The organism is Frankia sp. CcMO1 (assembly GCF_977945845.1).
Genome location: NZ_CDWTMG010000167.1, coordinates 1 through 10,760, shown reverse-complemented (window position 1 = coordinate 10,760; position 10,760 = coordinate 1). Strand labels below are relative to the sequence as shown.

General features: G+C 71.4%; 12 protein-coding genes. 6 read left to right on the top strand and 6 right to left on the bottom strand.

Features of this window, described 5'->3' with window-relative positions; genetic code table 11:
* The first annotated feature begins 158 nt into the window (after positions 1-158).
* Positions 159-983: a hypothetical protein gene (locus AC08OU_RS17585; RefSeq protein WP_476601178.1), complete on the top strand. Its 825-nt coding sequence runs from the start codon at positions 159-161 to the stop codon at positions 981-983.
* Positions 984-1,053: 70 nt separating this feature from the next.
* Here the strand turns inward: AC08OU_RS17585 and AC08OU_RS17580 are convergent, their stop codons facing one another.
* Both AC08OU_RS17580 and AC08OU_RS17575 read right to left on the bottom strand, forming a co-directional pair.
* On the bottom strand, positions 1,054-1,956 hold the full coding sequence (locus AC08OU_RS17580; protein WP_476601180.1) for an AEC family transporter: 903 nt from the start codon (positions 1,954-1,956) through the stop codon (positions 1,054-1,056).
* Positions 1,957-2,048: 92 nt separating this feature from the next.
* Positions 2,049-2,261 (bottom strand): hypothetical protein, encoded by a 213-nt coding sequence (locus tag AC08OU_RS17575; protein WP_462188273.1) that lies wholly within the window; start codon positions 2,259-2,261, stop codon positions 2,049-2,051.
* Between the two features lie 203 nt (positions 2,262-2,464).
* Between AC08OU_RS17575 and AC08OU_RS17570 the strand changes: the two genes are divergently transcribed.
* Entirely contained in the window at positions 2,465-3,679 is a 1,215-nt protein-coding gene (locus AC08OU_RS17570) for an alkane 1-monooxygenase (protein WP_476601182.1), read from the top strand.
* A gap of 82 nt (positions 3,680-3,761) precedes the next feature.
* Here AC08OU_RS17570 and AC08OU_RS17565 read toward each other — a convergent pair whose 3' ends face one another.
* Positions 3,762-4,523, bottom strand: a complete 762-nt coding sequence (locus tag AC08OU_RS17565) for a lysophospholipid acyltransferase family protein (RefSeq protein ID WP_476594928.1) — start codon at positions 4,521-4,523, stop codon at positions 3,762-3,764.
* Between the two features lie 227 nt (positions 4,524-4,750).
* Here AC08OU_RS17565 and AC08OU_RS17560 point away from each other — a divergent pair, with 227 nt between their 5' ends.
* Together AC08OU_RS17560 and AC08OU_RS17555 are read left to right on the top strand one after the other, a co-directional pair.
* Positions 4,751-5,443, top strand: coding sequence for a M50 family metallopeptidase (locus AC08OU_RS17560; protein WP_476601184.1), 693 nt, complete (start codon positions 4,751-4,753; stop codon positions 5,441-5,443).
* 84 nt (positions 5,444-5,527) lie between these two features.
* A complete protein-coding gene (locus tag AC08OU_RS17555) occupies positions 5,528-6,505 on the top strand; it encodes an SOS response-associated peptidase (protein WP_476601186.1) in 978 nt (325 codons plus the stop codon).
* Positions 6,506-6,574: 69 nt separating this feature from the next.
* Here AC08OU_RS17555 and AC08OU_RS17550 read toward each other — a convergent pair whose 3' ends face one another.
* From AC08OU_RS17550 to AC08OU_RS17540, 3 genes are all read right to left on the bottom strand, one after another.
* A complete protein-coding gene (locus tag AC08OU_RS17550; RefSeq protein ID WP_462188268.1) occupies positions 6,575-7,138 on the bottom strand; it encodes an HdeD family acid-resistance protein in 564 nt (187 codons plus the stop codon).
* Positions 7,139-7,345: 207 nt separating this feature from the next.
* Positions 7,346-7,540, bottom strand: a complete 195-nt coding sequence (locus tag AC08OU_RS17545) for a ferredoxin (RefSeq protein ID WP_476601188.1) — start codon at positions 7,538-7,540, stop codon at positions 7,346-7,348.
* Between the two features lie 260 nt (positions 7,541-7,800).
* A complete protein-coding gene (locus AC08OU_RS17540; protein ID WP_476601189.1) occupies positions 7,801-8,277 on the bottom strand; it encodes a hypothetical protein in 477 nt (158 codons plus the stop codon).
* A gap of 6 nt (positions 8,278-8,283) precedes the next feature.
* Here AC08OU_RS17540 and AC08OU_RS17535 point away from each other — a divergent pair, with 6 nt between their 5' ends.
* Positions 8,284-9,015 carry a ComEA family DNA-binding protein gene (locus AC08OU_RS17535; protein ID WP_476601191.1) on the top strand — a complete coding sequence of 244 codons (732 nt, stop codon included), beginning with the start codon at positions 8,284-8,286 and terminating at the stop codon, positions 9,013-9,015.
* Between the two features lie 7 nt (positions 9,016-9,022).
* On the top strand, positions 9,023-10,760 hold a 1,738-nt coding region (locus AC08OU_RS17530; protein WP_476605334.1), incomplete at its 3' end, for a ComEC/Rec2 family competence protein.

The window sequence follows — 10,760 nt, the reverse complement described above, 5'->3', positions numbered from 1 at the left end:
ACTAGGCTGCCAGGAATGCTCCGGGGTCGGATCTGCCATGGTGGCCGGGCCCAGCGGCCTAAGGTGGCCGGACTCGACCGAGCAGGAGCCGGACTGGACCGAACCGGCGTGGTGTGTCCGGTCGTCAGGCACATCCGCGCGGCGGAAGGTGACACGGGATGATCGAAGCGCAGGGATTCACGGCCTCACCGGGGCATACCGACCTCGGACGGCCTGGCAGCGGTCTGGACGCCATCGACGTGCGCCGGATTGAGGCCGTGTGCGCGCCGCTGCGCGCGTTGCACACCGAGGGTCTCCTCGCCGGCCTGTTCGACGGCCTCGACGAGGCGGCGGCCCTCGTTGATCTGGTGGCACGGTACTGTGTCCTGGACCACGCGGCGCTGCTGATCGCCGTGGACGACTTCGAGGCCGCGCTCGCGGCGTTGCCCGCTCTTGGCGTGCGGCCGAGCACGCTGGTGCCCAGCGTCATCGTGAAGGCCCGGCTGGCCGAGCGCTACGCGGTGCGCGCGGAGCTGCTCGACGTGCGTCTCACCCACGCCGCGCTGCGGTCCAGTGCGGGCGCGGACCGCACGTTGGAGATCTTCATGCTCCGGCGGACACCTGGGCTACCGGCCGGGCTCATCGAGCAGGAACGCGTGTTCGAGCTCGAGCGGCACTCCGCGATGCGGCTCCCGGACCCAAATCCGGTCATCATCGAGGGACTGCGCTGGGTGTTGCGGACCCGGGCCGAGTTCCACTGGGACGGTGGCGGCTACAACCCGCATGACCGGCCGGCTGCCGGAGGTACGAACGTGCTGTACTTTTTGCGTCTCGCGCCGGACGGTAAGGGAGGTGTCCGCCGCGAGCGGCTGGAAATCAAGTTCTTCGGCGATTTCTCCGCCATCGCGGACACACATCTCGCCCCGTGCGCCGACGGCGCGCCCGCGTGGGAGGTGCCGCCCGGTGCGCCGCACGCATGGTCAACCCGCCCACGTAGGCTGTGATCAGCACGCCGGGCGCCCGCCGCAGCGGTGACTCCACTGGAGGACGAGCACGACTCAGGCCCCCACCTCCTCAGGCCCCGAGGAGTAGCGCCCAGACCGCCAGGCTCACGAACGATAGCGGAACCCCGACTCCCACCAGCAGGCTTGGCAACGGTGCCGCGAGTTCGTGACGGGCGGCGATGAGTGCGCCGGCGACCATCGGGGGCATCGCCACCTCGAAGAGGGCCACCCGCACGTCATGATCTCTGACGGTCCCCGTCAGCGCGTAGATCCCCACCACGAGCGCGGGCGCGGCGACCAGCTTGATGCCGAGGCCGAGGGCCAGCTCTCGCCACCACACCCGGACCGCACGCACCTGGAGTTGCAGACCGATGGAGAACAGGGCGAGTGGGGTGAGGGTGCTACCAAGCGACCCCAGTGCGGCGTTCAGCCAGTCCGGGAACGTCACCGGCCGCAGGACGAGCGCGGCTACCAGGGCGATCAGCGCCGGAGCGGTGAAGACCCGACGGGCGAGCTCGGCGCGGGAAAGCGATGCGCCGGCACTGATCGTGACCGTCCCGAGGACCACCGTGTTCAGCAGCAGGAAGGAACCGAGCTGATCCACGAGCACGGCGACCGGGACCGACGACGCGCCGAAGAAGGCGGTCACCATCGGGAGGCCGACGAAGCTTGTGTTCGCCACTGCGGTTGTGGCGATCAGGGCGACGACGACCTCCCGCGGCATCCGCAACGCTCGTCCGGCCAGCACGTAGCCGGCCGTCGTCAGGACGAAGAGCAGATAGGGCGCGGCGATGACGAGCGCGAGGTTCGGCGGGAAGACGATGCCGTGCATGGCGCGCAGCGTCAGAGCGGGCAGGGCCACGTCCAGCAGCCAGATGTTGATCACATGGGCGGTGTCCGCGGGCAGTCGTCCGCGGTGCCGGACCCCGATGCCCGCCACCAGGCCGACGAGGAGCACGATCAGTGCGGACATTCGGCCATCGTGGCAGCCGGGGTTCCCGGAAGGCGCCGGGCGTGGGACAGGCCACGCGGCCGGCCTGGGGCGGGGACCGGTGCGCGGATGGATCACGGCCGGTGGGTCCGGCGGCGCCGGTGCCGTCGCAGTAGCCGGGGCAGCAGGATGTTGGCGGCGAACAGCACGGCGGCGAGGACGTAGTTGCCCGCACCCAGCCGTTCCTGGCCGGGCAGGGGAAGCAGCGTGTACGTGATCAGAACAACGGCGGACAGCAGCAGGGTGCCGACCATCACCCCGCCGATCCAGGGGGGCGAGTCGGTCATCGAACGGGACCGCCGGCCCGCGGGCGACGGCGTCACGCCACCTGTTTGCACGGGTCTTGCTCCTCGATGTGACCGGCGTTCTGTTGTCAGCGTATATGACACGTGGCAGGCTCACTGTCCAGTTGTGGTGCGCCGTCAGGGGTTTTCGCCCCGTGGTGGCGGTCGGCGCGGTCGGCGGTCCAGCCGGCAAATCGGAGGTACCGATGGCGGCACCTGTCCTCACCGCGCCCGGCGGCCTCGCCTGGCGGGACGGCAAGCGGTACATGTGGCTCACCGCGATCATCGTCCCGTTGCTGGCCATCGTGGGATACGGACTGTGGCATCGAACGGGTGTCGGGCTGTACTGGTGGATCACCCCGCTCTTCGTCTTCGTCCTGGTTCCGCTGCTCGACATGACCACACCGCCGGATCCGGTCAATCCACCGGAGGAGATCCGGGCCGCGCTGGAGGCCGACCGTTACTACCGCCGGTGCACGTATCTCTACCTGCCGCTGGCGGGCGTCGGCCTGGTGCTGGGCGCCTCGGCCTGGGCGAACGGCGACCTGTCGTGGTCCGCCCGGATCGGAGTGGTGGTGTCGGTCGGCACCGTGACCGGGGTGGGCATCACCACCGCGCACGAGCTCCGCCACAAGCGAGGGATTTTCGAGCGGTGGTTGGCGAGGTTGATGCTGGCGCCGACCGCGTACGGTCACTTCTCCGTAGAGCACAACCGGGGCCATCACGTGCGGGTAGCGACGGCGGCGGACCCGGCGAGTGCCCGGTTGGGGGAGAGCTTCTGGCGGTTCTGGCCGCGGACCGTCGTCGGTAGTCTGCGTTCCGCCTGGTCGCTGGAGGCCGCCCGGCTGCGGTTGCGCGGCCGACGGATCTGGTCGGTGCGCAACGAGGTCGTGCTCGGCTGGTTGCTCACCGCAGTGTTGTTCGCGACACTGGCCGTCGCGTTCGGGCCGGCCGTGCTCGTCTTCCTCGTCGCCCAGGCGGCCTTCGGGTTCACCTTGCTGGAGGGGGTCAACTACATCGAGCACTACGGCCTGGCCCGGGAGCTGACCCCGAGCGGGCGTTATGAGAAGGTCGACCCCCGGCACAGCTGGAACAGCGATGCCGTGATCAGCAATCTGGCGCTCTATCAGTTGCAGCGACACAGCGACCACCACGCCAACCCGACCCGGCGCTACCAGGCACTGCGGTCCTTCGAGGCCTCTCCCCAGCTACCGGCGGGGTACGCTACGCTCCTGCTCGCGGCGTATCTCCCGCCGGTGTGGTTTCGGCTGATGGACGACCGCGTTGTCGAGCATTACGGCGGGGACGTCACCCGGGCGAACCTGCACCCCGCGCGCCGGGCCGCTCTGCTGACCCGGTACCGGCCGCCGTCCGGTACCGAGGCCGACGGGCCTCCGTCCCGGGGCGGTGCTCGTGGGTGAGCACTTCCTCGAAGAACGCACGGTAACCGCGCAGAAGTCGTCCGCGGGATCGCCGGTCGGCAAGGGTTCCGACGGGGATCTGTCAGCTCTGGCCGGATTCCTCGGAGGTGCTCTGCTTGGCGGCGGCGTCCTGATCGGCCGGCCGAGGAGGAGCCGAGCCACCGAGATGCGCGGGCAGCCACCAGTCCGGCTCGCCCGGCGCGGGCCGCGGGTAGCGGCGCTGCGCATCGTCGAGCAGCTCGTTCATCACCTTCTCCAGCAGCGCCGTGCCGTCGCGGCCCTTACCCAGTTCCGTGGGCTGGACGGGTCTGCCTACCGTGATCGAGACGCGGACGCCGATCGCGTCCCGCAGGCTGAAGGGCCGTCCCTTGGTGAAAATGCGCTGGCTGCCCCAGAGAATCACCGGGATCACCGGCACCTTCGTGTGAGCGGCCATCCGGGCCGCCCCGGTCTTGAATGTCGCCAGACAGTAACTCGGACTGATCGTCGCCTCGGGGAAGACGCCCACGAGTTCCCCGGCTCGCAGTGCGTCGAGGGCGTGGCGCAGAGACGCCGCGCCGGCCTCCCGGTCGACCGGGATGTGGTGCATGCCGCGCATGAGCGGCCCGCTGATCCGGTGGTCGAAGACTGCCTTCTTGGCCATGAACCGGACCAGCCGACGCTCCGCGATCCAGAACGGCAGACCCGCGAGCGCGAAGTCCAGGTACGAGACGTGATTGATCAGGACGATGCCGCCCCCCGATGCCGGGATGTTCTCCGTGCCCTGGATGTCAAGACGCAGGCGCAGTGCGCCGAAAAGTCCCCGCACCATGCTGACCACCGGCCGGTAGACGTACTCCGCCACGACGGGCCACTCCTCGATGTTCCTCGCGGTCTCACCGGTGTGCCGAATGCGACACGACCTTACCCCCACCCCCTGACACCGGTCGTCGTGGATGTCCGGCGATACCGCGGTCCGGTTTCACCGGAAGGCGACGTCGCGTGCGGGCGGGGGGCAGGATCGATGATGTTCGTATCAGACGTCTGTGGAGGAGCGGGACCAACCGCGCGGATGAGGGAGAGAGAACGGAAATGGAGATTCTGCGCCGGGGCATCGCGGCGCAGCCGGCGCCGCCGCAGTGGGTGCTCGTCGTTGCCGCGATTCTGGCGGCCCTGACGGTACTCGGCGACCGCCTATGGCCGATATCTAGACATGTGATAACAATTGCACACGAAGGTGGACATGCCCTGGCCGCGGTCGCGACCGGGCGCCGCCTGGCTGGCGTTCGGCTGCATTCGGACACCTCCGGAGTGACCGTGTCCTCCGGGCGGCCGACCGGTGCGGGTGTCGTCGTGACCGTCGCCGCCGGCTACACGGCACCGTCCCTGCTCGGTCTCGGAGCTGCGGGCCTGCTGGCCACCGGCCGGACGAGTCTGCTGCTGCAGTTGTGCGTGGCGCTGTTGCTGGCGATGCTGCTCGTGATCCGCAACGGTTTCGGGGCCCTGTCCGTGCTGGGGAGTACCGCGGGAATCCTGGCGGTCTCCTGGTTCGCGCCGCAGAGCGTGCGCGCCGGATTCGCCGCGTACATTGCGTGCTTCCTGCTGCTGGGCGCGATCCGCCCGGTGATCGAGGTGCAGCGGGGGCGCCGTCGGCGCCGGGCCGGGGATTCCGATCCGGATCAGCTCGCACGGCCGACCGGACTGCCCCCGACGCTCTGGGTCGGGTTCTTCGGCCTGGTCAATCTCGGCGCGCTGGCCGGTGGCCTCGCCGCGCTGTTCGGGTGACTTTCGCGTTCGGGCGACCCTCGCGTTCGGGCGACCTCCGCGCGGAACCTGCGACCTGTCGGACCCGGGTGCCACACTGGCGCCATGTGCGGTCGGTACACCCAGAAGCTGAAGACCGACGACCTCGCCGCGGCGATGTCCGCTCACGACGAGACTGCCGGCGCGGTGACGGAGAACTACAACGTGGCGCCCACCTCGACGATGCCGATCGTCGTCGCCGAGCCGCGTGAGCTCCCGGACGGCGCTCTTCGGGGTGAGGCGCACCTCCCTCCGGCCGGGAAGCCGCCTCCGGCCGGCCGGACCGAGCGGGTCCTTCGCCTCGCGACCTGGGGGCTGGTGCCGTCCTGGGCCAAGGACCGGACGATCGGCGCAAAGATGATCAATGCGCGGTCGGAGACGGCGGCGACCAAGCCGGCGTTCCGGTCGGCCTTCGCCGCACGGCGCTGCCTCGTCCCGGCGACCGGGTTCTACGAGTGGTTCCATCCGGGTGGCGGCTCGCGGCGGGGGCAACCCTTCTACATCCGTCCCGCGGGCCATCCCGCAACCGGCGGGATCTTCGCGTTCGCGGGTCTCTACGAGGTCTGGCGCCGGGGTGAGGCCCCGCTGGTGACCTTCACGATCCTCACGACCGGAGCCGCCGCGGGGCTGGAGTTCCTGCACGACCGCTCGCCGGTGATCCTGCCCGAGGCCGCCTGGGATCGCTGGATGGATCCCTCGGTCCGCGATCCCGCCGCGTTCGCCTCGCTGCTGCGGCCGGCGCCGGCCGGGGTGGTCGCGGCGCATCCGGTCGCAGCCGAGGTGGGCAGTGTCCGGAACAAGGGTCGTCATCTCATCGATCCCGTCGAGATCGATCCGGTGGTCGCCGCGGCCGTCGCGCAGGCGGGCGGGCGGGCGGCTCTCGCGGTGGACCCGGAGCGGTCCGGTGGTTCCGTCGGCGGTGGTGCCGGTTCGTCCGCGCGGGTGGGCGGCACCGTCGATCTGTCGTTGTTCGGTATCGACCCGGTTGATACCCCCGTCAATGCCCCGGGCAAAGGCACTGCCGCCGGGCCGGGAGGCGGGTGACCCGGCGGGCGCGCTCGGCAATCGCGGGTTGATCCGCCGGAAATCCGGAGAACGGATGGTCGCCGGAGGTCAGGAGTGACCGCGCGGGCGAAGCGCGAGCCCGAGCGCGATCTCGGTGACGCCGGTGACGATCAGTTGGATTCCGAAGATCACCGCTAGTGCCATGATCGTCGCTCCCGGCCAGGTCAGCGCCAGTACGCCGAGGACGATACTGAGCGCGGCCAGGATGAGCGGACCGGCGATGCCGCGACCGGTCCCGTGCGAGGATCTGCTCGCCCAGGTCACCAGGGCCCGGACGACCCCGGTGATGATCAGTATCGCGCCGACGAGCAGCGCGACGACTCGGAGGGTGGCTCCCGGCCACAGCAGCACGATGACGCCGCCGACCGCAAGCATGATCCCAAACAGGGCAGTCCCCGCGGTGTTCTCTGACCGGACCGCGGCGATCGTCTCGCTGATGCCGGAGAGCACGAGTGCCACTCCGGCGAGGACCGCCAGTGTGCCGGCGGTCGCGAAGGGGTTCGTGATCAGTAGAAGTCCCAGTACGGTGACCGCCGCACCGAGCAGGAGCAACGCCGGCCACAGCGCGCTGGGGGCTTGCTGACGTCGGTGCTGCCGGTAGATCGTGGCCATCGAGGCACCTCCCCGGGTCGGGGCTCCGCCCGGAAATGCGCGGGCCGCTCTCGTCAGAAGGTCTCTACCCGGTTCTGGTGAGCCGCTACCGCGACTCATACTCCCGGCCGGCTGCCGGCGGGGTTGGTGCGCCGTGGAGGGTTCGAGCGGTCGGATCCGTTTCGGAGGCGTGCCCTCCAGGGAGTCGGACCGACCGCCACGCCGTGATCAGCTATCGGAGATACTGATCGCCTCGGTTGGGCAGGAGTCGACAGCCTCCTGGATGTCGTCCCACCTGGCGTCGTCGGGTTCCTCGTCGAGGAGGTAGAGGAAGCCGTCGTCGCGGATCTCGAACACGTCCGGGAGGAGACGGACACAGGTTCCGCTGCTCGCGCAGCGGTCGTAGTCGACAGTCACGCGCATCGGCGCACCTCCCAGTGGTGCTCCCACAATCAGTGTCGAGCGGACCTTACCGCCGAGCCCATGGCTGCGACAGAACCGGGACCCCGGCAGGCCACTGGGCGGGGGCTGTGGACGACGGGCGGCTGTCCACAGGACGGCGGCAAGCGGAGCGGGAGCCGCCGTGATCGATCTACGGTCCAGCCATGGTCGAATCCACCCCTGGTCCCGGGTACCCGCCGCCGCGCTTCCCCGTCCGCGCATTTCCGTCTGAACCGTCCGTTTCATCGCGATGGCCATCGCTGGACCTGCTGCCGTCGGACGACGCCACCGTGCCGCTGCGTCCGCCGGACCCACCAGTAGACGGCTCGGCTGGTGGATCCCGCCGCGTTCGCGACGCCACGTTCACCAAAGACGAGCAGGAGATCGGTGGCGACGAGTCCGACCTGGTCGGGATTCGCGAGGGCGTGTTCCTCGATGAGGACCGGGCCGCCGACGGATGGGCCGCGGACGAGCTTGCGGCGGACGGAGCCGATCTTGGTCGGCCGGTCGCCGGTCGAACGGATCGGCGCCGCCCGCTCCATCCCCGCCCGTTCCACCCCCATCCAGTCCACCCCCGTCCGGGGCGCGAGATGGACGATGGCGAGGACGAAGGCGGCCGGGGACCTGATCGCGGGCCATCGGCCGGCCGGACGGCGCCGGGAGTTCCGCGGGGCGATCTGGTCGGCGTCATCCGCAGGCGGCTTCCAGCTACGCTGCATGGCATCGTGGTGGCGCCGGCAGCCCGGGCCGCCCTCGTTCTCGCGTTGGTCGCCCTCGCCGCCGCGCTCATGACCGCCTGGTTCTCCTGGCAGCACCGCCCGGTACCGCTCGCCTCCTCCGAGGTCGGTACCCTCCGGACGGGGGAGTCGGCGGCGGCTGGCAACGCCCGGTCGGACCACTCGGACCACGGGGCCACCGGTCCCACCTCCGCCACGGATACGAACGTGGCCTCGGCACCGACGACCAGGGCCGCCCGCACCGGGGCGAGCGGCGAGGTGGTGGTCGACGTCGCCGGCCGGGTGGCCCGGCCGGGTGTCGTCCGGCTCCCGGCGGGCGCGCGTGTGGTGGATGCGATCGAACGCGCCGGGGGATCGCTCCCGGGCACCGACACGACCGGCCTTGCCCTGGCCCGGATGTTGGTCGACGGGGAACAGGTCCTCGTCGATGGCAGGCCCGGCCCGGCGCCGCCTGGGCAACCCGCAGGTACCGGCCTCGGGCCCGTCGGCGGGAGCACCGCGAGCGCCGCCGGTTCCACCGCGGCGACCGGTCCGATCGACCTGAACGCCGCGACCGCCGAGCAGCTTGACGGTCTGCCCGGGGTGGGGCCCGTGCTGGCTCGCCGCATCGTCGAGTGGCGCACGGCGCACGGGCCCTTCCGGTCGCCCGAGCAGCTCGCGGAGGTGACCGGAGTCGGCGACAAGCGGCTGGCCGATCTGCTGCCATTGCTGAAGGTTTGACGCTCCGGTGGTCGACGTCGGGATGGAGACGGGACTCGCGCTGCCGGAACGGCCGTCTGGGGCTTCCCGTCCGATGGACGCCCGGCTGGTGGGCCCGGCGGTTGCCGGCACCTGGCCGCCGTCCGTTCCGTTGCTGGGCGCCGCCGGTGCGGTGCTTGTCGCGGCTCCGGTGTTCCTGCTGGTCCGGGTCCGCCCGCGGGGCGCTCGGCCGACTCGCCCAGGACCGGGCGGCGATCGGGCCGAGGTGGCTACGGGCGGGTCCCGTCCGTCGCAGTCGCAGTCGCAGTCGCCGCTGTCGCTGTCGCTGTCGCCGTCGCCGTTGCCGTCGCAGCCGCGTAGCGCGCCGCTCACCCGGGGCGTCGGGCGGCGCTCCGCCGTCGCCGTCGTCGTTCTCACGGCCCTCGTCTTTCTGGCCGCCGGGTTTTTCGCGGGTGGACTGGCGGCTCGTCCACGTGACAGCGGCCCGCTCGCCGATCTGGTCCGGCATGGCCGTCTGGTCACAGCCGAGGTCGTCGTCACCGACGATCCCCGCGCCACCTCCTCGTCCACCGCGGTCCGGACGGGAACCGGGCCCGGAGCCGGAGAGGGTGCCGGGGAGGGGGCTGGCGGCGCCGATCGCGTGACCTTCGTGATCTCCGTCCGGGCGGAGCGCCTCACCGCGCCCCCGGCGGATCTGCGGGTCCGGGCCCCGATGGTCCTGCTCGCGCGGGGCGGCGGTTGGGGCGCTCTGCTGCCCAGCCAGCACCTGGTCGTCTCCGGCAGGCTCGCCGAACCTCGGGTCGGTGACACCGTGGCCGCCGTTCTGTTCGCCAACGGCCCACCGCGGACCCGCGGCGGGCCGACCATGATCCAACGAATCGCCGGGGGGCTACGGGCCGGGCTGCGTCGAGCCGCTGGGGGACTGCCCGAACCGCGTCGCGGGCTGCTACCCGGCCTCGTGGTCGGCGACGTCTCCGGGCTCGACGACGCGGTGCGCGCGGACTTCCGCGCCGCCGGAATGTCCCATCTGACGGCCGTGTCCGGTAGCAACGTCGCCATCGTGACGGCCTCGGCGCTCTACCTCATGGGATGGACCGGGCGTGGGTCACGGTCGCGCGCCGCGGTGGGAGCCCTCGCCCTCGTCGGGTTCGTCGTGCTCGCCCGGCCCTCGGCCAGCGTGCTGCGTGCCGGGGCGATGGGTCTGGTCGGCCTGCTCGGGCTCGCCATTGGCCGTCCCAGGGCGGTGCTGCCCTCCCTGGCGGCGAGCGTGATCGTCTTAGTCCTGGTGGATCCCGCGCTCGCCCTCTCGGTCGGCTTCGCGCTGTCCGTCCTCGCCACGGCCGGAATGATCGTTTTTGCGCCGGGCTGGCGGGACGCGCTCGCTCGGCGGCTGCCGGCGCGGATCGCCGAGGTGCTCGCCGTCGCGGCCGCCGCCCAGCTGGCGTGCACCCCGGTGTTGGCCTGGACCGGTGGGGGGCTGAGCCTCGTGGCGGTGCCAGCGAACGTCTTGGCCGTGCCCGCCGTCGCACCGGCGACCGTGCTGGGGGTACTGACGCTGGTCGTGGCGGCGGTGTCGCCGTCAGCAGCCGGGCTGCTCGCGCACCTCGCCGATCTGCCGTGCTGGTGGCTGGTGACGGTCGCCGGCCGGTGCGCCGATCTTCCTGCCGCGACGCTGCCGTGGCCCACGGGGGTGATGGGAGCGGGCGCGGTCGCCGGTGTCGCCGGGCTTGTGGTGGCGACGCTGCGGAGGCGGGTGCCGGGATCTG